At 43.8% G+C, this 24,988-nt stretch carries 22 protein-coding genes; 6 read left to right on the forward strand and 16 right to left on the reverse strand.

Annotated elements, in window-relative coordinates; all coding sequences use genetic code 11:
* The first annotated feature begins 175 nt into the window (after nt 1-175).
* Nucleotides 176-1,393: an iron-containing alcohol dehydrogenase gene (locus C8N29_RS09980; protein WP_204509320.1), complete on the forward strand. Its 1,218-nt coding sequence runs from the start codon at nt 176-178 to the stop codon at nt 1,391-1,393.
* A gap of 56 nt (nt 1,394-1,449) precedes the next feature.
* Here the strand turns inward: C8N29_RS09980 and C8N29_RS09985 are convergent, their stop codons facing one another.
* On the reverse strand, nt 1,450-2,673 hold the full coding sequence (locus C8N29_RS09985; RefSeq protein ID WP_107865920.1) for a saccharopine dehydrogenase family protein: 1,224 nt from the start codon (nt 2,671-2,673) through the stop codon (nt 1,450-1,452).
* A gap of 98 nt (nt 2,674-2,771) precedes the next feature.
* Between C8N29_RS09985 and C8N29_RS09990 the strand changes: the two genes are divergently transcribed.
* On the forward strand, nt 2,772-3,704 hold the full coding sequence (locus C8N29_RS09990; protein WP_107865921.1) for a DMT family transporter: 933 nt from the start codon (nt 2,772-2,774) through the stop codon (nt 3,702-3,704).
* A gap of 97 nt (nt 3,705-3,801) precedes the next feature.
* Here C8N29_RS09990 and C8N29_RS09995 read toward each other — a convergent pair whose 3' ends face one another.
* The 7 genes from C8N29_RS09995 to C8N29_RS10025 form a co-directional block, all read right to left on the reverse strand.
* Complete coding sequence (locus C8N29_RS09995) at nt 3,802-5,172, reverse strand: KAP family P-loop NTPase fold protein (protein WP_107865922.1); 1,371 nt, start codon at nt 5,170-5,172, stop codon at nt 3,802-3,804.
* A complete protein-coding gene (locus tag C8N29_RS10000; RefSeq protein ID WP_107865923.1) occupies nt 5,148-5,357 on the reverse strand; it encodes a hypothetical protein in 210 nt (69 codons plus the stop codon). Before C8N29_RS10000 ends, C8N29_RS09995 begins: the two co-directional genes overlap by 25 nt.
* 20 nt (nt 5,358-5,377) lie before the next feature.
* On the reverse strand, nt 5,378-7,012 hold the full coding sequence (locus C8N29_RS10005) for a caspase family protein (protein ID WP_107865924.1): 1,635 nt from the start codon (nt 7,010-7,012) through the stop codon (nt 5,378-5,380).
* Between the two features lie 148 nt (nt 7,013-7,160).
* Nucleotides 7,161-8,099: a hypothetical protein gene (locus C8N29_RS10010; protein WP_107865925.1), complete on the reverse strand. Its 939-nt coding sequence runs from the start codon at nt 8,097-8,099 to the stop codon at nt 7,161-7,163.
* A 209-nt stretch (nt 8,100-8,308) separates the two neighbouring features.
* Nucleotides 8,309-9,544, reverse strand: a complete 1,236-nt coding sequence (locus tag C8N29_RS10015; RefSeq protein WP_107865926.1) for a DUF445 domain-containing protein — start codon at nt 9,542-9,544, stop codon at nt 8,309-8,311.
* A gap of 345 nt (nt 9,545-9,889) precedes the next feature.
* A complete protein-coding gene (locus tag C8N29_RS10020; protein ID WP_107865927.1) occupies nt 9,890-11,104 on the reverse strand; it encodes a TCR/Tet family MFS transporter in 1,215 nt (404 codons plus the stop codon).
* Nucleotides 11,101-12,138: an AraC family transcriptional regulator gene (locus C8N29_RS10025; protein WP_107865928.1), complete on the reverse strand. Its 1,038-nt coding sequence runs from the start codon at nt 12,136-12,138 to the stop codon at nt 11,101-11,103. The genes C8N29_RS10020 and C8N29_RS10025 overlap by 4 nt, the downstream gene beginning before the upstream one ends.
* A gap of 231 nt (nt 12,139-12,369) precedes the next feature.
* Here C8N29_RS10025 and C8N29_RS10030 point away from each other — a divergent pair, with 231 nt between their 5' ends.
* Nucleotides 12,370-13,863, forward strand: coding sequence for a flavin-containing monooxygenase (locus C8N29_RS10030; RefSeq protein ID WP_204509321.1), 1,494 nt, complete (start codon nt 12,370-12,372; stop codon nt 13,861-13,863).
* Nucleotides 13,864-13,960: 97 nt separating this feature from the next.
* Here C8N29_RS10030 and C8N29_RS10035 read toward each other — a convergent pair whose 3' ends face one another.
* The 6 genes from C8N29_RS10035 to rpsU form a co-directional block, all read right to left on the reverse strand.
* The gene (locus C8N29_RS10035; RefSeq protein WP_107865930.1) at nt 13,961-14,575 is read right to left on the reverse strand and encodes a GNAT family N-acetyltransferase; all 615 of its coding nucleotides are present in this window, start codon (nt 14,573-14,575) and stop codon (nt 13,961-13,963) included.
* A 153-nt stretch (nt 14,576-14,728) separates the two neighbouring features.
* Nucleotides 14,729-15,661 carry a LysR family transcriptional regulator gene (locus C8N29_RS10040; RefSeq protein ID WP_107865931.1) on the reverse strand — a complete coding sequence of 311 codons (933 nt, stop codon included), beginning with the start codon at nt 15,659-15,661 and terminating at the stop codon, nt 14,729-14,731.
* Nucleotides 15,662-15,783: 122 nt separating this feature from the next.
* On the reverse strand, nt 15,784-17,667 hold the full coding sequence (rpoD, locus tag C8N29_RS10045) for an RNA polymerase sigma factor RpoD (protein WP_239987084.1): 1,884 nt from the start codon (nt 17,665-17,667) through the stop codon (nt 15,784-15,786).
* Between the two features lie 276 nt (nt 17,668-17,943).
* Nucleotides 17,944-19,752, reverse strand: a complete 1,809-nt coding sequence (gene dnaG, locus C8N29_RS10050) for a DNA primase (RefSeq protein WP_107865933.1) — start codon at nt 19,750-19,752, stop codon at nt 17,944-17,946.
* Nucleotides 19,753-19,928: 176 nt separating this feature from the next.
* Complete coding sequence (locus C8N29_RS10055) at nt 19,929-20,372, reverse strand: GatB/YqeY domain-containing protein (RefSeq protein ID WP_107865934.1); 444 nt, start codon at nt 20,370-20,372, stop codon at nt 19,929-19,931.
* 123 nt (nt 20,373-20,495) lie between these two features.
* The gene (rpsU, locus tag C8N29_RS10060; protein ID WP_107865935.1) at nt 20,496-20,711 is read right to left on the reverse strand and encodes a 30S ribosomal protein S21; all 216 of its coding nucleotides are present in this window, start codon (nt 20,709-20,711) and stop codon (nt 20,496-20,498) included.
* Between the two features lie 258 nt (nt 20,712-20,969).
* On the opposite strand from rpsU, the gene tsaD reads away from it, so the two are divergent.
* Both tsaD and C8N29_RS10070 read left to right on the forward strand, forming a co-directional pair.
* Entirely contained in the window at nt 20,970-22,001 is a 1,032-nt protein-coding gene (gene tsaD / locus C8N29_RS10065; protein ID WP_107866013.1) for a tRNA (adenosine(37)-N6)-threonylcarbamoyltransferase complex transferase subunit TsaD, read from the forward strand.
* A gap of 23 nt (nt 22,002-22,024) precedes the next feature.
* Nucleotides 22,025-22,540, forward strand: a complete 516-nt coding sequence (locus C8N29_RS10070; RefSeq protein ID WP_170106955.1) for an META domain-containing protein — start codon at nt 22,025-22,027, stop codon at nt 22,538-22,540.
* Nucleotides 22,541-22,704: 164 nt separating this feature from the next.
* Here C8N29_RS10070 and plsY read toward each other — a convergent pair whose 3' ends face one another.
* Entirely contained in the window at nt 22,705-23,307 is a 603-nt protein-coding gene (gene plsY, locus C8N29_RS10075; protein ID WP_107865937.1) for a glycerol-3-phosphate 1-O-acyltransferase PlsY, read from the reverse strand.
* Nucleotides 23,308-23,534: 227 nt separating this feature from the next.
* Here plsY and folB point away from each other — a divergent pair, with 227 nt between their 5' ends.
* Nucleotides 23,535-23,912 carry a dihydroneopterin aldolase gene (gene folB, locus C8N29_RS10080; RefSeq protein WP_107865938.1) on the forward strand — a complete coding sequence of 126 codons (378 nt, stop codon included), beginning with the start codon at nt 23,535-23,537 and terminating at the stop codon, nt 23,910-23,912.
* A 3-nt stretch (nt 23,913-23,915) separates the two neighbouring features.
* Here folB and C8N29_RS10085 read toward each other — a convergent pair whose 3' ends face one another.
* A complete protein-coding gene (locus C8N29_RS10085; protein WP_107865939.1) occupies nt 23,916-24,986 on the reverse strand; it encodes a magnesium transporter CorA family protein in 1,071 nt (356 codons plus the stop codon).
* Between the last annotated feature and the right edge of the window lie 2 nt (nt 24,987-24,988).

Here is a 24,988-nt window from a genome sequence, read left to right on the forward strand (position 1 = left end):
TCGTATGGCATATATTCCGCACTCGTTATCACGTTTCGGGACACGAAATGTGATAGCGAGTCAGATAAAGTGATGCTATTGTCCTTTTTGCACATGACAGCACACCGCATTTAGGCGTATAGTCAAGAGCATATATTAGTACCATAGTACCTAAATACAATTATAGGATAGCGCCATGACTTCTTTATTCCTGACCAAAGCGAAAGCCAAAGCCCAATTAGTCGGTATTAAAACGGCAATGACCCTGATTCCTGCGCCTAAACCAACCGTATTTTCGGGCGAGGGGGCAGCTCTCAAGGTTTGCCAAGCGATTGCGGGCTTTGGCCATCGCCATGTTTTAGTGGTATCAGATAAAATCTTAAATAATTTAGGCGTATTAGCCCCCCTTACACAAACTTTAGAGAGTCATGGTGTCAAAGCCACTATTTTTGATGGCGTGTTGCCAGACCCCACCCAAAGCATTGCAGTGAGTTGTTTACAGCAGTACAAAAATGCAGGCTGTGATTCGGTGTTAGCCGTTGGCGGTGGCTCATCTATTGATGTGGCTAAAGTGGTGGCATTAGCAGCAACCAATAACAAAACCCCTCAACAATTAGTCGGTATCTTAAAAGGCCGTAAAGCCAGCGCGCCTTTATATGCCGTGCCAACCACCGCAGGGACAGGCTCAGAAGTGACCGCAGGGGCGGTGATTTCTGATGACCAAACACACGTCAAAGGTTTAGTGATTGACCCCAAAGTTGTGCCAATTATGGTGGCGCTCGATTCGGGCATTATGGCGGGTATGCCACCTAAGGTCACGGCAGAGACGGGTTTAGATGCTTTAACACATGCGGTAGAAGCCTTTATTAGTGATTTTGCCGCTCAAGAATCTGATTTATATGCCCGTTCGGCCATTAAGTTGATTGTGCAAAACTTACGGGTTGCCTATAAAGAGCCAAAAAATCTAGCGGCTCGTGAGGCCATGGCTTTAGCCTCCCATTATGCAGGTTTGGCGATTAATTTAGCGGGCTTGGGTTATGTGCATGCGATTGCGCATCAATTAGGTGGGCACTATGGCTTACCGCATGGTTTGAGTAATGCGATTGTCCTGCCGCATGTTTTGGCTTTTTCGCGTCCCGTCATTGATAAACGTTTAGCGGAATTAGCGCGTTTTTGCCAACTTGTGCCTCAAGAAGCCTCACAAGCAGTAGCGGCTCAAGCCTTTATGACCGAAGTACAGGGCTTATTAAGTGACTTAAATATTAAGTCTGTTGTCCCCAATATGAAGACTGACGATTTTAATGAAATTATGGTTGCTGCCTTCAGTGAGGCACACGGTACTTATGCTGTGCCCAAATACATGACCGAGCAAGACTGCCAGCAAATGTTATATGTGATTTCACAAGGCGCATAAACCCCATGACGACGCTCCCTCAAAGCCCATAAGCTGAGGGAGCACGCTCACCGTATTTAACGTAATTCGGCAAAGGCCAAACCTGCACGCTGCGTTAAACGCATAATTAAGCGTTCCCCCAACAACGTGGCAGGTGTCCAAAAACCACCCGTTGCTTCGGTTTTGGGGATATCACACGCCAAACACACGGCGGCTTCACCCAACATTTTAGCGGTTGAGCCATAACCAGGGTCACGGTCACCTGTCACTTTGACGGTGAGTTTTTCACCTTGTTGACCGATACCAAACAGACGTATGTCAAAAAATCCTTTTTCTTGCTGGCGAGGACTCGGCCCTTCACCTGCTTGCGGGACAATTTTTTCGACGAGCGGTCGGGTGAAAGGTAGAGCTGTCACGGCAACAAAACTCGCTAAACCAACGGCGGTGCCTGCGGCTAACATACTGCCGAGTAGACCACGGCCTGTGAGCATGGTTTCATCGTATTCAAAAGCAGTGCCGTATTTATAGCCAGACAGAGCATTACTGCGGTGTACGACTTTGGTATTAATACCTGCCATGACAAAGGGGGCAGACCAAGCCTGCGCGTCTTTATCGTATTCGGCAAAATTAAGGTTGGGTTGTTTAGGCAGTGTTTGGCTACTAGGTGGGCATAAGGCATAGGGATTAGCCATAAAACGGCGTAACTCAGGATTATCAGCCGCTTGTTTAATTAGCTCCATCATACTGGCGACTGTACCGCCCGAAAAGCCACCACGAATCGCTTTTACCCGCAATTTGACGCGGGTGAAGGGACGACCAAAACGCTGTTGAGCAATTTGCTGCAAAAAGAATGTCCCTAAATCGGACGGTAAGGAGTCAAAGCCACAACAGTGAACAATACGCGCACCACTGGCTTGTGCCATACTTTGGTATTGGTCAATCATTTGCGCAATCCATTGCGGTTCGCCCGTTAAATCACAATAATCTGTGCCTTGTTCGGCACAGACTTTGACCAGCGTTGAGCCATACAGGGCATAAGGGCCAACGGTAGACACAACGGCTTGTGTACGTTGACACATCGACGCTAAGGCCGATTCATCGTGGGCATCCGCAATGATGACGGCTAGGTCATTAGCGGCTTTGCCTAAGTCTTTTTTGACTTGTGCTAACTTACTGGCCGAACGGCCAGCAATCGCCCAACGTAATTGTTGATTAACACCATAAGTTTGGACTAAATAACGTGTTAATAATTGCCCCACAAAACTGGTCGCACCATACACAATAAGTTGATACTGAGACATAAGTGGATAACCTATAACAAATTTAGAGAATAGTACCTGCTTTTAATCAGCACCTTAGCACAATCGTTTAACAATCTTTCACTTTAGGAGCAAAATAAATGCCTAACGCAGCGAAGGCTGACCTACTTTTAGTCGTTGTCACCTTATTAGCCGCAGTCAGTTGGATTATGTCTAAAGAGGCGGTCATGATTATGCCGCCACTGTTATTTATGGGCTTACGTTTTTTATTGGCTTCGGGTTTGTTGGCAGTGATTGGTTGGCAACATTTGCGCCAATTAGATGCTTATGCCATTAAGCGCAGTATGGTCGCAGGTTTGGTGTTTGCTTTGGGGATGAGTTTGTGGGTGATGGGTTTGTTTACAGGCACACACGTTGGCGAGGGTGCGTTTTTAACCAGTTTGGGTGTGGTGTTAGTGCCTGTGATTGGTAAGCTATTTTTTGGTGAGAAGCAAACGCGCAGTAATTGGCTAGCGTTGCCTTTTGCTGTTGTTGGATTAGCTTTGTTGTCGTTAAAAAATGGTTTTAATCCCGAGGTGGGGCAGTGGTTTTATGTGACCGCCGCTTTTGTTTTTGCGTTGTTTTATCGTTTAAATACTTCAGCAGCTAATCAAACGGTGCGCCAATTAGCTAATGGTCAACAACACGTGGTGGCTGGTGTGCCACCGATTGCTTTAACCTCCATTGTGTTGGCGATGGTGGGCATAGTGGCCAGTATTATTTCGTTGGTTTTTGAGCCGTGGCAAAAAACGATGGCTGAGTTTTCGGGAGCGATGTTTGGGTGGATTGTGGCCAGCGCGATTATTGGCACAGCGGCACGATTTTTAATTCAAACCTACGCCCAAAGTTTGTCACAGCATACGCATGGTGTGGTGATTTTGGTGGTTGAACCTGTGTGGGTGGCGTTGTTGGCAGCAGCTTGGTATGGCGAAAGTATGTCAGGTCAACAATTAGTGGGCTGTAGTTTGATTTTGTTGTCGTTATTGGTGAGTCGTGCCAAAGCATTGAAGGCGTTGTTAAGGTTAGAGGGGTGAGGTGTGGTAGGATGGGTTGAGGGATGAAACCCATCATGTTGATTTGGCTAATAAAGTGAGGGTTTCCTTTGTCAACCTACGCTACCTCACTTTGAGATTAGCTTATAGAGATATCTATCTTATTTGCGGCTATTTCAAAAAAGCTATCAATTGGTTGATAAAAAGTCCGATAGTTTAGAAATAACTTCAGATGTGGAAATAATTTATTAAACTCTTCAGAATTAACTTGATTTTTGGGCAAGGTTTGTAGAGTGTGGTAATTATGCCAATCGGCTAACATCCCTAAAATCGAATATGTTCCTACGTCAGATTTATAGACCCTGTGACCTTTATCTAGCTTACTACCTAAGTAGGCACTGATTTCTAAATCATTAGTCAGTAATTTTTTAAAAGTCTGTATATCTTTTATTTTTAGCACAATAGCATATAGGATAAAACTTGCGAAAGTCTCTCTATCTTGGGTGTTTGAAAAAACATATAAGGCAATTGCTTTTTCAATATCTCTTAAGGAGAGTTTAAAAAGATTGGCTAGTGCAAAAAACTCTAAAGTATTGATACTAACGTCTTGATATTTCTTTAATTCACATTTAATAAAATTAAAGATAGCTGACTCGTAATAGTTGTTAGGATTATCGGAATGAGGCTTAGGCAGGCTAAAAAAGAAGTTCACAAATTTGCCTAAATAGGTTGCTGCATCTGTTTCTGAACCATACACTCCTTTAATCGCATGATGAAGTTGCTCTCGGTTAAGCAATAAGACAAAAACCACATTTTCGACATTAAAAAAGTGTTTAATTCGTTCAATCAGTTTAATAGCAAAGTCAGGTCGACAACGGTCTAATTCATCAATAAAAATAACAATTGGCTTCTCGTCTTCTTTGGCAAATATTTCTAATTTTTCTTTGAAGTTTTTAATGCTTTGTTTTTCAGATTCGTGATTGTCGAACTTTTCTTGAATCCATTCGTTTACTCCTTCTATACTATTTTCTTTAATATTATCAATAACCTCTTTAATATCTTCAGATAATCCAATTTTACCTATTGTTATCAATCCCATTAAATTAAGTAAAGATGTTGCTGCTAATGGCAATATAGTTTTCATCACAGATGCGGAGGCCTGAATAAAATCTTGGCTGATACTCTGATGTTTTTTTATCAGTTGAGCAATTTCTGTGGCAATCAACAAAAACGGGTCTTCAACATAATCATTTTCAAAGGCATCTATATAAATCGTTCGATAATTTTGTTCATCACTTTGTAAATAAGCATTCCAATGACGACCAAACCATGTTTTACCTTCACCCCAAGGTGTATCAATAGCCAATACAGCACCCGCTTTTAAACGAGATAGATAATTCGTCATTTTCTTTGCAAATTTTTCACGTTCTAGTACATCGCCTTCAAATGGAGTTTCAATATTATTAAAATCATCAATTTTATGGGTTAAATTGTGTAATTGCTCAGACATTTAATTACTCCCTCACTAGGTCTAAAATCAATATGATAGTATTTGTTTTCATAGGCTTCTATCAGTGTGACTAAAATATCACGTTCGTCTGCTTCAAGCGTTCCATCCATTGCTTGAAAAATAGACTCTAAACGAATAAAAGCAGCCGTTAAATCATTATCATTACGAATAGGCTTAATATTCATTAACGGTCTCCACAAGAATCCTACCGTACCTCACTCGCTGCTTTACACTGTTGATAATGCACATCAATTTCGTCAACAAATCCATTATTAAACGTAAATTGCAAACAACCATAAGCCATCGTGTAAAAATAATCACCACGACGAGTAAACGCAGGTTGACCATAACGAGCCACAACAAGCTCTTGGCTTTGCTGCAATAGATTTGGGGTAACAGAACCTTTAAAGTCGCGTCGTACCTCAATAAAGTTATTACCTGTGTACATAAAAAAATTATGATTTAAAAAGAATACACCGCCACCGTAGTTATAACTCTCGCCATCAGGGGTATCACCTGTTGCACAAGGGAGTGCGTTTTTAACCTCTTGTTGGCTAGCCGTTGCCTTTAAACCATTTAAAGTACCTTTATCCAAATCAAAAACAATACGCTCACAACCTGAATACGTTAATTTCTCAGGCAAGCGTAACGAGTCCAAAACGGCTGTACTTTTTTTCGGTTTTAGCTGCAAAGAGTCATAAATGCTTGTGCCATTAGGATTGTTTTCGCGTTCTTTTTGCATATCGTCTACAGACATATCTTTTTTGGAGTTGTCAGGTAAACGTAAAGACTCTAACACGCTGCTTTGTTTAGTCGATTGACTGTATTTGTCTCGCCGACTTTCGGCCAATGCCACAAAACTACCATTGGGAAATTGTTTTAAGTAGGCGCGGTAATCATTGGCATCAGTGGAGTTTTTAATTTCGTCCCAAAATTGTTTGTCGGCACTGCTGTTGTGATTGATAGTCGTGCTGTTATCAATAATCACGGTACAAGGTTGGTCAGTTGGGCAAGGCACAAACACAAACGATTCGCGGCCTGTATCGTTCATCCAAGCAGGCACTTGATTTTTACCTGCGGCTTTGGCCAGTTGTAAGGCTTTAGTTTTTACCGCAGGAAAAAACGCATCAGAGGAATAACCTTGTCTATTTTTATGACGATTGAGTTCTTCTATCGCCACACGAGTAAACACGCCATTACGACTTTGATTATCGGTGGGCAGTTTATCGAGTGAGGTACTGCCGTTGGAGGTGGCATAAATCACTTCAATTTGTTTGGAGAGGGGCTGGCTTGGCGTGGACTCTTCGACCACATCCGCACCCCGATTAATCACCTCATTACGACAGGCATCAATCATAAATAAAATCGAACCGACATCGGGGTCAATTTTATTACTAATAGTTTCGGCAATTTGTTTTAGGGCAATGGCGTTTTGTTGAATCGCTACTTTGTTGCCACGACTAGGTGCGGGGGTATTGCTGGCGATTAAATAACCTTCGGTACTGCCACTGTCGGTAGGAATCGCTGCCCCATGTCCCGAATAGAAAAAAATCACACGGTCATCAGGACGTAGATTTTGGCTAAATTGCTGTAGTGCTTGATTAAAACGCTCGTTATTGACTTCACCTTGGTCGTTACGTGTGACTAAAGTCGTTTCAAAACCTAAGTTTTGTAAGGTTTGTGCCATGTCTTCGGCATCGTTACGTGAATTTTGCAGTCGTGACCAATAGTTATAATCTTTAATGCCCACCACAAGGGCTTTTTGTCCTGCGAGGATTGTTGGTGATGCTAACAAACTTGCCATCACTAATAAACTAGCAGTTATGAACTTAAACATCATGATACCAATCTTTAAAAGTAAATTATCATCGGTAGCCTGTGTGAAGTGCAACGTAACACAGGATTACCCCATTTAAAGCATTGTTTTTCCTGTATTTCGCTACGCTGCATACAGGCTACTTAACTGCCAATTATTAGCCTGAACATCATTACAATCCTGTGCTGTAAGGAATTTCTAATTTGTACCATTGATTGTTATCGATAGTATTGACTGTGCCATAAAGACGTTTGTCGTTTTGACTCATGTTAAGCGGTTTGGCACTGGTATAAATATCACGCCAATTGACATCACTGGCATTAGGGCAAACAGGTAATTGGCTAATCTGAAATTGGGCAGGAGCAGACGGTAATTGGGTTTGCAGATTTTGCCAATCTTCGTTGCCATCACTGACATCTGCACCGCGCGTATCGTTAGTGACTTGGCAAGGCAAGACATACACCCATAACGATTCGCGGGGCATCGTTGGCTTGATTCTAATCACTTCGATTTTTTTCTCACTGGGAATCGGGAATAACGCCACGTTTTGTGAGCTGCCATCTTTGGGTTTACCCACCATAAACGTATCGCGTAATTGCACAGGATTACCTGTGTCTTGCACACCCACAGCAACTAAGCCTGTTTCGGTTAATAAAATCGACAGTTTGACTTGCGTATATTCTGTGCCTTGACCCGAAGACGATTTTTTCCATACTTGCGGCTGGCTTAAGTCGGCTTCACTTGCAGGCATACGCGGCGGTTTAACCCATGCCCCAACTGCCACACCAAAGGCCATTTGATTATTGTTGGTTGTGTTGCTGGCGATGTTGGTGTTTGCGGTTGTGTTATTGGCTTGTAGCCCTTGTGAACAGTTGTCGCCACAATCCGCAGGCACTAAAGGACTAGCCATTGGCACACCTGTTTTTTGGCCAAACCAGTTATAAAACTTGCTCACCATATTATCTAAAAGCGGTTTAGCCACAATGCCTAAAATCATCATCGGTAAACCTTTATTACCATCGTCAGACGGGTTAGCATCTTCGGCAAAACTGGGCGTGGTAGTGAATAGTAAGAAGCTAAGACTAGTCATCGCTATCATGGGCTTAGACATAAAAATCCTTGTGATGAATGCTAATAAAAATAAGTATATACCGAGGTGACGAAGGCTGGCGAGAGATGACAAGCAGATACACAAATGTGATGACGAAAGACGCTTTGCGGATGAGTCGAACTAATGAATAGGTAGAGGCTAAGAGGAGACTGTATGTAGTGATTATCTGAGATAGAAAACGACATACAGTCAATGATATCAGCTGCTTTTTAATGAATCATAAACTGAATCTGTAATTCACCCACAATAAAGCCCAAAATAGCACCTACGGCAATTAACGCCCATTCGTCTTCTTTAAAAGCAGGACGTAACATGCCCTCAAATTCAGAGGGAGTCAGTTTTTGCATACGGTCAACAAGGGTATTACGAATATCCATAGCATCTTCGGCATAAGATTCCATGTGTTTCATGGTTTCTGGCAGTTTTTCTAAGATTTTTTGTGTCACCATCGCTTTCATTTCGATGTATTTTTGACTACCTACCGCATAAACCACTAAGGGACGGATAGAGCCTGTTTGGGCATCAATCATTTCGCGCACATTACGATGAATCAGTTCCATAATACGGTCAGATAATGGGCCTCTAAACAATTCCTCCATCATATTGGAGGGGGTGAGTAATTGCTTAGAAATCAGTGCGGCATAGTCGCGGGCGACTTCGTGTTGGCGTTTAATAAACAAACCTTGGAAGGTAAAGCCCATAATTTTTTTAGGTTCTAAGGGTCTAAACATCATTTGTAACGCTGCCCAATCGCTAAAAAAGCCAACAAAACCACCAAAGGCAGGTAACATCCACGGTTGCTTAAATAGCAACCAGCAAATCATTTGAATGACGCCAATACTTAAACCAAACCAAAACCCCGCATTACTAAAAAAGCGAAACTCCTGCTTGCCTACTTTTTGAAAGATTTCATTCAGCATTTTGCGGTCTTTCAGTAGGTTACTAATCACCATGTGTTTAATATCAAAGTATTTTTCAACGTCACCTTGAATTTCGGACATGATATTTGCCACTACCTGTGGCGCTTCGGTTTGCATTTTTTTAATGATTTTTTGGCGGGCAAAGTCGGGCAACATTTCCCATAAACCCGGTTGATATTGTTGTGCGACAGAGCGTGTAATTTCTTCCGCAGCAGCGGTCATGGGGCCTTCAATTTCTTTGGCGATACGCTGAGGGTCTAAACGGGCAAAGACTTCATTGGCATTGATGAGACGCGAAGTCATTAAATCTACGGAAATGGTTGCCATTTTTTCGGCTTTACGTGGCACGATACCTTGCCAACCAATCGGAATACCGAAAATTTTGAAACCGATAAAATCCATCGGTAAAAACATCATTTGAATGGCAACGACTTTGGTAACATAACCAATAATGCCGCTGACAAAGGGAATCGAAATATAGAGCCACATATTTGCCTGAAAATCGGCAATAATTTCAGCAATCATAATAAGTCCTTATAGCAGGGAGAAGGTGACCGAGTGTGGTGCTCAGTTATCGCCAATTTTTTCTCTAAATAGGCTGTTATTAGAATTTAGGCATTTACTGTATCAGTTTTTGTCTGAGTGTCATGGTCATGGAACTGAGATGTCAACAAAGAGATAACCGTCTAAACCCTAAAAGTGTCTGCGTTTGGGTGTCATGTCTAAATTCTGATTATCCTAAATAATAACAGAGATGCCTTTCGCTTTAACGCCAATTTGTTGTCAATGCACGCAATATACGCGTTACAGAGCACAACAAATCAGCCTTCCTTCTTAACAGAAACTGGCCGTTTAGGCAAAAATTTGTGTTTAACTTGTACTCTTTAACAGACGAAAGTGCCGCCATGTCAGTATTGCGCCCAACAAATGTAAGCCAGCACAGACAAAAAACGTAATGCCCATCAGCCAGTTATCTGCATCTAAGTGGCTAATTTGAGCTAATAAGAAAGTGCCGATGAGCGGGGCAATAATAATCATAATACTGTTAATGGCATTTAAGGCACCTTGAGTCAGGCCTTGTTCGTGTTCACTGGCGGCTTTAGAAATAAAACTTTGTAAGGCGGGGTTGACCGCAAAAGACAAAAAATTCATCAAAATCAACACATAGAGTAACTGAGTGTGCGTAGTCAGGCCATAGGCAATATTGATAATCCCCGCAGAGAGCATGCCGATAATGGCCAGTTTTAATTCACCAAAACGCTTGAGTAAGGTGGCCATCAACACGCCTTGGGTAATCGCAGAAGTCATGCCTACCACAAACAAGGCAATGCCGTTATCTTGCGGGCGCCAACCAAACCGAAATTCGGTATAAAGTACCCATGTGTTTTGTAATATAAATTGTGCTAAGGCAGAACAGCAAAACACCAGCACCAATTGACCAACGCCCTTGAGTTTGCCAAGGTGCATCAAAGCACCAAAAGGGTTGGCTTTACGCCAATTGATAGCACTGCGTTTAGTGGGGGCTAAGGATTCAGGTAAGACAAAATAGCCATAGAGCCAATTAGCTAACGACAAGGCGGCAGCGACCAAAAATGGCAATCTTAAATCAATCGCGCTTAAACTGCCGCCAATCATGGGGCCAAAAATAAAACCGACGCCAAATGCAGCACCAATTTGACCAAAGGCTTTGCCGCGTTGTTCTGGCGAGGTAATGTCTGCAACATAGGCATTAGCCACCGAAAAAGTAGCGCCTGTTGCACCACTGACCAGCCGTGTTGCTAACAGTAGCCACAGTGAATAAGTGAGTGCCGTGACAATATAACTCATCCCTAAACCGAAAATAGACAACAGCAGTACGGGACGGCGACCATAACGGTCACTGAGCGCTCCCAATAAGGGCGTACAAAAAAATTGCATCACCCCATAGGTGGTAGCGAGTAAACCAAACCAATAGGCTTGTAAGACAGACGAGTCTGTGAGAGTGCCAATCAGAGAGGGCAATACAGGAATCATCAGCCCAATGCCAAGCACGTCTAAAAAGACGGTAAATAAAATAAAGTTTAAGCTGGCTTGGCGAGGATTCATGGTAGACGCTCACGATTAAGTAGTCGTTGTTGTTTGAAAGTACGTGGTGTCATTTGTTTGCAGCGTTTGAAGGCATGTAAAAAATTGGACACTTCTGAATAGCCCAAACGGATGGCAATTTCTTCGCTAGTGATATGTTCTAGTGTCAATAGTTCTTCAGCAAGTGCCATGCGCACTTCATCTAACAGTAAACGATAAGAAACGCCATCGGCTTGTAAATGGCGACGCAATGTGCGGGAGCTCATACACAATTGTTGAGCGACATCTTCCATCGACGGCGGGTTATGCGGCTGCATAATTAACAGGTCACGAACACGACCTGCAATGCCCAACCGTTGTTCACGGCGTGCTAGTAGCTCACGGCACTGAAATTCACTGATTAAGGCGGTATTGGCATTACGATGCGGAATGGCTAATTGCAAAAAATGACGCTCAAAAACAATACGATTATTGGCTTGGTTAAATTGGGGGCAAATACCAAAATAGGCTTCGTAGGGTAAAATATGTGTAGGTGCAGGTGCTTGAAAATGCAGTTGGGTTAATGGTGCTTTGATATTTAATAAATCGTGAAACATCGTCATGATGGAGGCCATATCCCGCTCGACTAAAAAACGTCGATACGGACTAGGAATGGCTTCGCCGTCTAAAATAATCGAAACATAACGTTCGTCTTCTTCTAATCGCACTTGATTAAAGGCAAACGTTAAGTCGACATAACGAATACCTAAATTAAGCGCATCGCGTAGCGTGGGACTACTAATTAACGCAAATCCCCAAATACCAAAGGTGTTTAATTTATATTTTTGCCCTGCTAATAAGCCCAAATGTGGTGTTTTAGGTAGTAGATGACCAATGAGGTTATCGACAACGGTAAGTTCTTGGTGCGCCGAGACTTGTGTTTGGCTATTTTGTAGCTGATAGGCTGACAGTTGTGTCCCAGCAAGACAATCACGTAATAACATGCCTTGCTCTTGTCCTAGCTCTACCAAGACTCTAATACTGTTGATACTACGCTGTTCTGGCCATGCGCTCATAATGATTGTCCGAAAATCACAATTGGCTGTCCGAATCTACCATAAAATTTAGGATTATCGTACTGTAATGTTATCTCTAAGCTAAAAAATGGCCAAGACGTTGAGTAAGCGTGCAAAATGGATTCACATAAGGCAACTCGCCCTGTTGTTAGTCAATTTTTATCGCTACTCAATACAATAATCCCTACAATACGCGCCCCAATGCGTGGTTTCCTGATACGAGTAACGTTTATGCAAATACAGCACACAGAAATAGCCATTATCGGTTCTGGTTTTGGTGGGGTAGGGATTGCCATTCAATTGCAACAAGCAGGTTTTAATGACTTTATATTGCTAGAAAAAGAAAAAGATGTTGGCGGTTGCTGGCGTGATAATAGCTATCCAGCCGCTGCATGTGATGTGCCTTCGCATTTGTATTCTTTTTCATTTGCGCCTAACGCAAAGTGGTCACGTAAGTTTGCGCCCCAAGCTGAAATTTACCGTTATATTCGGGATTGTGTCGAGCGCTATCAACTCATGCCGCATATTCGTTTTAACAGTGAAGTCGCGGGTGCTCAATTTGATGCAGTGAAAGGGGTATGGCAAATTCGTACCGTGAACGGTGATATGATTCATGCACGTATTCTCATCAGTGGCTGCGGTCAGTTAAATCGTCCTGCTTACCCTAAGCTCAAAGGCATCGACCGTTTTCAGGGACAGATTTTTCATTCTGCGCGTTGGAATCACGACATTGACCTGAATCAAAAACGTATTGCCGTGATTGGAACAGGCGCAAGCGCGATTCAATTTGTGCCTGAAGTCGCCAAAAAAGCAAAGAGTTTAGTCTTATTTCAACGTTCTGCGCCCTACGTGATTCCTAAGCCTGACCGTGCCTATAGCCGCTTAGAACAAGCCGTTTATGCCAAACTCCCTGCATTACAGCAATTAAGTCGTGCGGTGATGTATGGTCAACATGAAGCGCGTGCCTTGGCATTTACTAGCCTGAATAAAGTTGCCATGAAACCTTATTCGTGGCAGTTTTTACGCTATCTACGTCAGCAAGTGCCTAACCCCGAATTACGTGCAAAATTAACGCCTGATTATCCGTTGGGCTGTAAGCGTATTTTGATTTCTAATGATTATTATCCTGCGTTATGCCGTTCAAATGTCAATGTCGTCACAGAGGGTATCAGCGAAATTACCGCGCAAGGGGTAAAAACCAAAGATGGCCAAGAATATCCTGTTGATGTCATTATTTATGGTACAGGCTTTCAGGCAACGGACTTCCTTGCCCCGATGAGCATTAGAGGCTTAGAGGGTCAAGACTTAAATCAAGCGTGGCGAGACGGTGCCGAAGCCTATCTAGGTATTACCGTCAGTGGTTTCCCTAATTTGTTCTTGCTGTATGGGCCAAATACTAACTTAGGGCATAACTCTATTGTCTATATGTTAGAAAGTCAGTTCGCTTATATCATGGATGCGATTAAACAAATGCGCCAACACCAGTGGTCGTACGTAAATGTTCGCCAACAAGTGCAGGGTGTATATAATCAGTGGGTACAAAAACAAGTAAAAAATAGCGTATGGGACGGCGGCTGTACCAGTTGGTATAAAACCGAATCGGGTAAAAATACCAATAATTGGCCGGGTTTTACGTTGGTCTATCGCCATAAAACGCGACAGTTTAATGCCAAAGAATATGACGTGGCGACACAAAAAGCGCCTTTGGTTGCTGTACCTGCTTAAAGGCGATGTTGGCTAAGCCTTATTATCAGTCAACATGAGGCTGAATATCTTGAGGTTCAGCGAGGTCGTTGATGTAAATGACCTCGCTGACGGACAATCAATTCAAACTTAAAATCATTCGTCTACAGTCGGGTACAGCACCTTTAGAACCTTTGAATTGTTTTTCGGTGAGCACTTCAAATCCTAGACGCTCGTACAAAGCCTGTGCACGGTGATTTGTCACCGACACATCCAGCCCTAAAGAGTCTCTGCCTAGCTCAATCGCAATGGCTTGATGATGATGTAGAAATGCCGACCCAATACCGCGACTTTGATAGGCGGGGTCGACACCAAAATCCATTAAAAAATGACAATATAATGGCGGAGGTGGAATAATTTGTGCCATGTGAAACGTGCGTAAGCTAAGCGCAGGCAATGCCAGTTTGGGATAAAATTTAAGCACCTGCAACATCAGTTCTTGTGTTAAAGCACGGTACTGTTGGCCACTAAAAAAAGAGCCTATGCCGACGACTCTATCGTCTACCAATGCAACCGCATGATTACGCCAACCATATAGGCCTTTACCTTCTAAAAAAGCAAAACGTAAAAAGTCATGTGCGCTTTTATCGCCAACAGCATATAAATAGTCGAGTGCTTCAGGGGCTGCACTGTACATCAGTGGCAAGGCGAGGTCGACATCACTCAGTTTGGCAGCACGAAATTGTATATCCATAAAATATCCTAGGCAGTCGTCAATCGCTAAGGCAAATCGGCCAAGCTATGCGGCGTCTTCGCTAAAAAAAGCGTCTCTTTCATCACTGCAATCAACAGGCTCTTTTGCAACATGGCGAAGTCGATAACGATGATAGCAACTTTTATCAAATGTTTACGAGAACGTACTGGGTAAATCTTGTTCCCACGGTGGATTACTACCTAAGGACTGACATAAATGGTCAATCACTAAACGTACTTTTTTAGAAACATAACGCGTCGGTGGATACACAGCATAAATAGGGATAGGGCTAAGTTCCATTTGTGGCATGGCATCAATCAATTGGCCAGTCCTCAATGCTTCAGCAACAATAAACAACGGCATGACGGCCAAACCCAAACCTGCAATCGCTGCATCTCGACTCATTTCACCATTATTTGCGGTGAATCGACTATGAATTTGAACGCGATTTTGTTCACCTTGCGGTAAAAAGCCCCACAACTGGCTATTAGCAATATTGCTATACCCGATGTACTCATGAGCAAACAAATCATCAAATAAACGGCTGATATCACGCTTGGCGGCATACTCGGGACTACAAACCACAACCCGCTTGCAATCCCCCAATTTACGGGCTTTGAGTGATAAACCAGGGTCGGCACTGATGCGAATGGCTAAATCATAGCGTTCTTGAATAATGTCCTCTACTTTATCGTCCAAATGAATCGCAACGTCTAAGCGAGGGTGTTTAGCGATAAATGGAAACAATAATTTACCTAAATACATGGTGCCAAACGTGACAGGAGCGGCGATACGAATGGAGCCACATAAATTTTCGTTGCGTTCGGTGATTTCTTCGGCGGCGGCCTCTAGTTCTTGCAAAATTGCCGATGCGCGTGTATGGAAGGCTTGACCATGTACCGTCGTACTAATGCCGCGTGTTGACCGATGTAGCAGTGCAACGCCGAGCATTTCTTCGAGTCGTTTTAGGCGTTTACTGACAATAGATTTAGATAAACCCAAGCGTTCAGCCGCTTGTGTGAGGCTGCCACAATCGACAATCGCCAAAAAAGTAGCGATGTCGTGAAGATTAAAGGTGCTGCTCATAAGAAAATTCTAAAATTAAAAAGCCTCTTTACGTTAGCCTAACGCAAAGAGGCTTCTAGCAAAAGTCTTTTTAGACCTCAGACTTCGCGGCGCTCAGCTGGGCTAGCTGAGCGGAGTCGAAGCTACTCATTATCCAAGAACGAACGCAAATGTTCGGAACGAGAAGGATGACGTAATTTGCGTAAGGCTTTCGCTTCAATTTGACGAATGCGCTCACGCGTGACATCAAACTGTTTGCCCACTTCCTCTAAGGTGTGGTCGGTATTCATATCAATACCAAAACGCATTCTTAAGACTTTGGCTTCACGAGGGGTTAAGTTAGCCAAGACTTCACGAGTGGCTTCACGCAAACCTTCGGCCGTTGCCGCATCAACAGGCGAGGTCATGGTGGTGTCTTCAATAAAGTCACCTAAATGCGAATCTTCATCATCACCAATCGGGGTTTCCATCGAGATAGGTTCTTTGGCGATTTTTAAGACCTTACGCACTTTATCTTCGGGCATGTCTAAACGCTCGCCCAACTCTTCGGGAGACGGTTCACGCCCCATTTCTTGCAACATTTGCCGAGAAACACGGTTAATTTTATTAATCGTTTCAATCATGTGTACAGGAATACGGATAGTACGTGCTTGGTCAGCGATTGAGCGGGTAATGGCTTGACGAATCCACCACGTCGCATAAGTTGAGAACTTATAACCTCGACGATATTCGAACTTATCCACCGCTTTCATTAAGCCAATATTCCCTTCTTGGATTAAGTCCAAAAATTGTAAACCACGGTTGGTATACTTTTTGGCAATCGAAATTACCAAACGTAAGTTGGCCTCGACCATTTCTTTTTTGGCGCGCCGCGCTTTGGCTTCACCAATCGACATACGACGGTTAATGTCTTTGATTTCGGCAACATTCAGACTTAATTCGGCTTCGAGTGCAATTAATTTCTTCTGTGCACGAATAATGTCTTCGCGGTAAGTGCTTAAGCCTTGGCTCCAAGATTTATTGGTCGCGATTTGGCTATCCACCCAATTGAGATTGATTTCGTGGCCAGGAAACTCTTGGATAAACACTTTACGGTCCATTTTGGCACGGCGAATACAGAGCACCATAATTGCTTTTTCTTGCGCGCGTACAGCTTCTTGACCAGAGCGTAACTCTTGGCCAATTAAGTCAAATAAGCGGGGGGTCAACTTAAATAACATAAAGGTTTCGGCCAATTTGCCTAAAGCAGCTTGACCTTCGGCACTGTGACGGCCATGTTTTTCTAAAATCACACTGGTTTCGGCATGGCAGGCAGCCAGCTCAGTAAAACGTTGACGCGCGATTTCAGGGTCTGGGCCTGCTTCTACTTCGTCTTCATCGTCGCTGCTACCTTCACCTTCTTCGCTATCAAGGTCAATATCGGCAGCTTTGGCTTCTGTGCCGCCACCTAATAATTCTAATTCGGCTTCATCTTCAATGACTTCAGGAATTGTGTCATCTTCAATGTCTAAGTAACCGACTAAAATATCGGCTAAACGGCGTTCGCCTGTGGCTACGCGCTCATATTCGCTGAGGACGGTATTTACGGTACTTGGCCAGTGTGCCATTGCATTTAATACATCACGAATGCCTTCTTCAATGCGTTTGGCAATCGCAATTTCACCTTCGCGGGTTAATAACTCAACAGTACCCATTTCGCGCATGTACATACGTACAGGGTCGGTGGTGCGGCCAGGTTCGGTTTCAACAGAGGTTAATACAGCAACGGCTTCTTCAGCAGCAACTTCGTCATCGCTGGCATCAGGCGTTTCTTCTAACAATAAATCATCGGCTTCGGGTGCGCGCTCATGCACAGGAATACCTAAATCATTGAGCATTTGAATAATATCTTCAATTTGCTCGGTTTCGGTGATAGATTCAGGTAAATGGTCATTCAGTTCGGCATAGGTTAAGTAGCCCTGTTCTTTACCACGGCTAATTAAGGCGGCAACCTGAGAGGTCGTTTGGGTTTCGTTTTCGTTAGTCATGCGCTCGTTGGTCATGCGAAGCTCTCTTTGGTCTAAGACTCTGGCGTGTGTTCTTGATGGAGAACACACCGTTGGTTTGTTGTGATACGCTGGTAAATAGATATTCACAAAACGCGCCAAAATGGCCAACACAACAACCCTGATTTTTTCACATAGCTCAGCCAACATGCTCAGACTGGATAAATGCCAAGTCTAATGATGCAGGCAAGACTACTAGTATAGCATGGCTTGTCAAGAACGGTAAAAGACTTGCATTAAACGGCAGCATTTTTCTTGTTATTTTGCTTTGCCTAATGCCTGACGGGTAGTATGCAATAATTTTTTGAGTCGTACCTGACTCGCTAAATCGGTAGCTTGGGTGAGTTGTTGTTCAATCGCCTGAATACTGAGCTGATTGATAATGTCATGTAATTCGGCTTCTACATTAAGTGCAGGAATAAAACTGGCATCTTCGGCTAAGGCCTTAAGATAAGCCCCGTCATGTGTGCCTGCCCATGCACCTAAAAGAGCGATACTGGTGCAGTGGGGGTGTTGTTGACAAAAATGTGCGACGTCTAAAAATAATTGGCTATTGGCAGGGAGTTGTTGGCGCAGGGTGTCTAAATCCAGTGCCAGTGCAGCGTCTGATTTTTGTAATAATAATTGTGTGGCTTTATCGCTTAGGCTCGACCGTCCTGCGACAGTGGGGGCTTGTGTTGCCAAACTGAGTGTGGGGCGACGAGGATGCAAACGAGGAGTGACGACTTCTTCGTTAAATCCTATCCCGACATCCAGTACAGGGCTGTGTGTGAGTACAGTGGGCGCAGCGCCTTTGAGTGCGGATTCGTCTAGCCCTGTGAGTTGACTCAGACGTTGCCATAATAGTTGTCTATACACGCCAACAGGTACTTTTTCGATGAGAGGTTTGGCTAAACTGGCAAGTTTACTTTTACCTTCTAAAGAACTTAAATTGAGTGGCTCGCACAAGTGGTTAAATAAAAAATCGGCTAGGGGCAGGCTTTGCGTTACATAATGCTCAAAGTTAGCCAGTCCTTGTGCTTGCATAAAAGAATCAGGGTCATGTTCGTCAGGTAAAAATAAAAAACTCGCACTGACGCCTTCTTTGAGGGCAGGCAGTGAGGACTCCAGCGCACGCCACGCCGCTTTGCGCCCTGCGTTATCGCCATCAAAACAAAAAACTAAGTCAGGAACGGTACGAAATATTTTATCAATGTGTGTGGTACTGGTGGCTGTCCCTAAGGTAGCGACGGCAATAGGCAAGCCTGCTTGATGAACAGCAATCACATCCATGTAGCCTTCGACCACCATCACTTGCTGTCGGTTTTGTTTGGCTTGTTTGTATTCGTATAGGCCATATAGCTCTTCGCCCTTATGAAAGACAGGCGATTCGGGTGAGTTAAGATATTTGGGTTTACTGTCATCCAAGACCCGTCCACCAAAGGCAATCACCCGACCACGCACATCACGAATCGGAAAAATAATACGGTCACGTAGCGCGTCGTAATACGAATTGCGCTCTGGCTTATGTACTATTAGGCCAACATCGACTAACAACTGCTGTTTTTCGGGGCTGTCGGCTAAGGCATTAAATAAATTGTCCCAGCCTGCGGGGGCATAGCCTAAACGCCATGCTTTTGCGGTCTGTCCTGTGATGCCTCGACCTTGTAAATAACTGATGGCTTTTTCGCGTTGTGGTGAGTTACTTAATTGTTGCTCGTAAAACTGAGCGGCAGCTTCGAGAATGTCATACAAAGGCTGGCGTGAAATGTGTTCTTGTTGTTGGCTGGTTTCGGGTAAACTCAGACCAACTTTATGTGCCAGATATTCTAGACCGTCAATAAACTCGCGGCGTTCGTATTGCATAACAAAGCTGAGGGCATTACCTGAAGCCCCGCAGCCAAAACAATGATAAAACTGCTTATCACGGTTGACACTAAAAGACGGTGTTTTTTCGTGATGAAAAGGGCAGCAAGCAGAATAATTTTTGCCTGTTTTTTTGAGTTTTACCTGTGCACTGATGACGTCTACGATATCTGTGCGACGTAATACTTCATCAATAAAATTTTGTGGAATACGACCAGCCATAAATGCGATGTCAGTAAAAGAGGAGGACTTACACCTTGCACCCAAATGCGTGCGTTGTATAAACATAAAGGCATAGGATATGCCTTTCATGTGACTAAATAAACGATAACTGCGTAAGTCCTAAGAAAACCCTGCCCCTTGAGTGTCAAGGGCTTAGAGTGAAGGCTAGCACAAAATTAGCCAAGTTGGGCTTTCACTAATTTAGAGACTTCTGCACCGTCGGCGCGGCCAGCAATTTGTGGGCGCAAAATAGCCATCACTTTACCCATATCGCGTGCACTGGTTGCGCCAACTTCGGTCACGGCAGCTTGAATCAATGCTTCAATTTCTGCTGTAGAAAACGGGGTAGGTAAAAAGACTTCTAAGACCGCAATTTCGGCTTTTTCTTGGGCGGCTAAATCATCTCGATTGGCAGCCGTGTAAGCAGACACCGATTCGCGGCGTTGTTTAATCAATTTTTCGAGTACGGCTAAAGAACGCGCTTCGTCTAATTCAATCCGCTCGTCCACTTCAATTTGTTTGAAGGCGGCTAATGCCATACGAATCACGCCCAAACGCGCACTGTCTTTAGCGCGCATGGCTTCTTTCATAGCGTCTGTTAATTGCGTTTTTAAGCTCATTATTATGTTCCTTGTACTTTTCTGAATGGGCATAAAAAATAAACGCCTTAAAAAAGGCGTTTATTTTACACTGAACGCTAGTCGCGCCGTGTCGCACTTAGCCCAAATGGCTGAAGTGTTAAATTAGTACATGCGAGTCGTTTTGACGGATTCACGTGCCAATTTTTTTGCATAGCGTTTAACAGCAGCCGCTTTTTTACGCTTACGCTCTTGAGTTGGCTTCTCATAAAAATCGCGCTTACGCACATCGGCTAAAACACCGGCTTTTTCGCAGGAACGTTTGAAACGACGTAATGCTACGTCAAATGGCTCGCCTTCTTTTACTTTCACTTGGGGCATGAATCATCACCTTTAATCTATAAACAACCGCCCCAATGGGCAGATACCTTGTTGGCTTAGTTATGTCTGTGTGTAGTGGCGATATAAAAAAGCCTACAACAAACACATAGACAGTTTAAGTCAAGGCATAATAACGCCTGTTTCTTAAACAGAGACTAAGCCCTGAATACAATGAGGCGGCAATTCTACGCAAAGATGGCCTTAACAGCAAGCAGCGCGTACAATTAAGACTCATTTTTTGTCATTGAGTGCGAAATGATGCGCGTCTTGGGTTTAGAAACCTCGTGTGATGAAACAGGGGTAGCAGTTTATGATAGTGAATTAGGCTTGTTGGCACATCGTTTATATAGTCAAGTCGATTTACATGCCGATTATGGGGGGGTCGTGCCCGAATTAGCCTCGCGTGACCATGTGCGTAAACTGATTCCATTGATTAAAGAAGTTTTAGCGGCAGCCCATACTCAACCACAGGAGATAGATGCCATTGCCTATACCTCAGGGCCAGGTTTGGCAGGGGCGTTAATGGTAGGTGCAATTACTGGCCGTAGTTTGGCTTATGCGTGGGGTGTACCTGCGATGGGTGTGCATCACATGGAAGGGCATTTATTAGCCCCGTTATTAGAGTCTGAAAAGCCAGATTTTCCTTTTGTCGCCTTATTAGTATCGGGTGGGCATAGTCAGTTATTACGTGTAGACGGTATTGGGTGTTATCAGCTCTTGGGTGAGTCCATAGACGATGCGGCAGGCGAGGCCTTTGATAAAGTCGCTAAAATGTTGCATTTAGATTACCCTGGTGGCCCGCAAGTGGCGAAATTAGCGCTTCAAGGTAATGCCAATGCCTTTGCATTTCCCCGTCCGATGTTAGACAGACCTGGTTTAGATTTTTCGTTTAGTGGCTTAAAAACGGCTGTGTTAACGGCCTATCAACAAACGCCAGATTATGATAATAAAAAGGCCGACATTGCTGCCAGTTTTGAAGCGGCTATTGTCGATACCTTAGTGCGTAAATGTGAGCGTGCCCTCAAACAAACGGGCTTAAAACGTTTGGTGATGGCAGGCGGAGTGAGTGCCAATTTACGGTTAAGGACGCAATTAAAAGACTTAGCACAGCGCAAACGCTGGCAAGTATTTTATCCTTCCCCCGCATTTTGTACCGATAATGGCGCAATGATTGCTTATGCGGGTTGTCAGCGTTTATTGGTTGGCCAACAAGAAAATTTAGCCGTGACGGTCAAGCCGCGTTGGCCAATGACGAGTTTAGCCCCCGTCAATAGCCTCAATAATCTCTAAAGATAATGCGTAAAGGAGTTGATATGAAAAAGGCAAGTATTGCCCTGATAGTGATGGCGTGTATTGGCGCATGCAGTAGTCAGCCGCAACGGACAATTAGTTTGCCCAAAGTGACGGACAAAGCCATGGTGAAAGACCGTACGATTGCATTAGCGGGCAATCAGGTGAGTGTATATGGCGATATGCCCGACAACTTTGACAACACCTATTGGCAGTTTATTCATGTTCAGGGACAGCGTTTAGCAACAGGCGATTTGGCGGCGGTATTACGCATCAAAACGGGTGATTTATATGGGACATCGGGCTGTAACGATTACACGGCGCGTTATCGCCGTGACGGTTTATGGTTGGCGGTCAGTGCCTTAAAAATGGGTAATCAGCCGTGCGATTCCTTAGTGAGCCAAGACCAGTTAGTGTACAAAGCCCTATCACAGGTGCGCAGTGTACGCTTATTACAAAGTAATGATAATTTAGTGTTGCTGGATGCCAAAGGCAGCGTTATTGCCGAGTTAAAGGCACTCAAGCTCCCTACGTCCTAAATTTTGGGCTGGAGCGCTAAGGCTCTTTCCCTGTGGCTTGCGTTAAAAGTTGGCTCATTCTACGTAACAAAACTGGCCAATAGAATCACGATTCGCTGCGTTTGGAGCCTTGCTTGAGTCCATTTTTTCAGCAACGCGGCTCACACGCAAGACGTCAACAGACCCTAGTCATCTGCGGATTTTTTGGTGAATTTACGTTCTTCGCCGTTTATTAAGGCCTGAATATTGGCTTTATGGCGGGCAATTAACAAAATACTCATCCCAACAATGCCCAGCATATAAGATGGGCATAAATACCATGCTAAAAAGGGCGCGGCACTAAAACTGAGGATAGAGCCTAAAGAGGAGATTCTGCTCAACGCAAACACGAGTAGCCAAATGGCAATCACCGCTAAGCCTAATGGCCAGTGCAAGGCCAATAATACACCGAGTGCAGTGGCCACCCCTTTACCGCCTTCAAACTTAAAAAACACAGGATACAAATGCCCCAAAAAGGCAGCTAATCCAATCGCACTGATTAAGTCAGGTCGTAATTGCCATGATTGCGCTAATAATACTAAAGGTACGCCTTTAAGCATATCGCCAGCTAACGTCAGTAGTGCAGCTTTTTTGCCGCCAATACGCATCACATTGGTGGCGCCAGGGTTTTGTGAGCCTTCGGTGCGTGGGTCGGCTAAACCCAATACGCGACATACGATGATTGCCGAACAAATAGAACCCAGTAAGTAAGCGGCGGCCAATAAAACTAAACTCAGCGTATCAGACATAGGCGTGTCCTGTGTGGATGATAGTCAGTCATGACGAAGGGCTATGTTGTGATGGTGATGGCGAACAGCCCCTATTATGCTAAATAGTCAGCTATAAACAACAATGCGCAGCGCAAATCACTATAAGCTGCGTAAGATTCGCGTACAAGATGAATCTTGTTCATGCCCTAATTGCAGCGAAGCAGTCTATAATAGCGGTCTTTAGTGACCGAACAGTGATAGCGAGCATGGATATTTTATATATTCGTAACTTAAAAGTTGAAACAATTGTGGGTATCTTTTCGTGGGAAAAACGTATCCGTCAGCCCATTCATTTAGATTTAGAGTTAGCGGTGGATATTCGACGTGCGGCACAAAGTGATGATATTCACTATGCTTTAGATTATAAAGAAGTCTCTAATCGCTTACGCGATTATATTAGTCAAAGCGAATGGCACTTGGTAGAGACCTTAGCGGAGCGGGTCGCTGAATTGTTGATGACTGAATTTGGGGTGACGTGGCTAAGATTACGTTTGTCTAAGCCTGCTGCCTTGCCTGCGGCAGACAGTGTGGGGTTGTTGATTGAGCGAGGTGATAAACAAGCTAAGCCGTTATTTGCCGACTAGTTTTTAAGACTTTTTTCCCATCTGAATACGGTTATTGAGCCAACCTAACTTCCAAAAAGCCAAAACCAATAAAGTGGCTAAACTCGCCATGCCTGTCAGCGTAGCATAATAGCCATATTCACTGTGTAGTTCAGGCATGTGCTCAAAGTTCATGCCGTAAATACTGGCAATAAAACTTAACGGTAAAATAATGGTTGAGACGACAGTTAAGACCCGTGCAATTTCGCCTGTACGTTGGGTCGTTTGTGCTTGAATAGTGGCAAGTACCCCGTCTAAAAGGTCACGTGACGAATCGATAGCCGCTCTCACCGAAATCACATTTTGATTCATTTCCTGATAAGAGCTACGTGCTTCCTCTGTGACAAAAACACTGCGTTTAGTCCCCAATAACATTAATACGATATGTAAGCTGGCCGTCAGCTTTTTGAGGGTCAAAATATTACTGGCTGCAATAGAAATATCATGGGGCAGGTGATGAGGTTGCCCCGTAATAGATTGGTGTTCTAAATGGTCTAAAAAGTTATCGTTGGCCAAATTAAGATTGGCATAGTCATATAAACAACGCTGTAAAAACAAGAACATAATAAAGCCTTGTGTGCGCCCCCATAATCTAAAACAGTCGGCACAATTGGCTTGAATATGGTCAACAATATCCAATGCAGAACGATGATAAGTTACCACAAATTGATTGCCAATAATAAATAGCAAACGCTGTACTTGTAGGACACGTATGCCATTTTCGGTATTTAAGTGTTGGTTAGGATTGGCAATTTCATAGAGATAAAACGACAAACACTCTTTGGTTTCGGCAATATGTGGCAAAATTTCAGGCTCATCAAAATGATGACTCGTGAGTGGTGTCGCACCTAATTGTTCTAGGAGCGTATTGAGACGATGGATATCAGGACTTTGAACATCTAGCCAAAATAATTGATTGGGCTGTGCGAGTTCTTGAGATAAATTGTCAACATGAAAACAGTGAGTTGTTTTGTCTGTACGCTCAAAAGCCACACAGTAAATTTGCTCCGTAGCGGCAGTATCGGAGAGTCTGTGGAGCGAAGAAGGGAGCGCCATAA

This window comes from Agitococcus lubricus, assembly GCF_003051055.1.
In the GTDB taxonomy this organism is placed as follows: domain Bacteria; phylum Pseudomonadota; class Gammaproteobacteria; order Pseudomonadales; family Moraxellaceae; genus Agitococcus; species Agitococcus lubricus.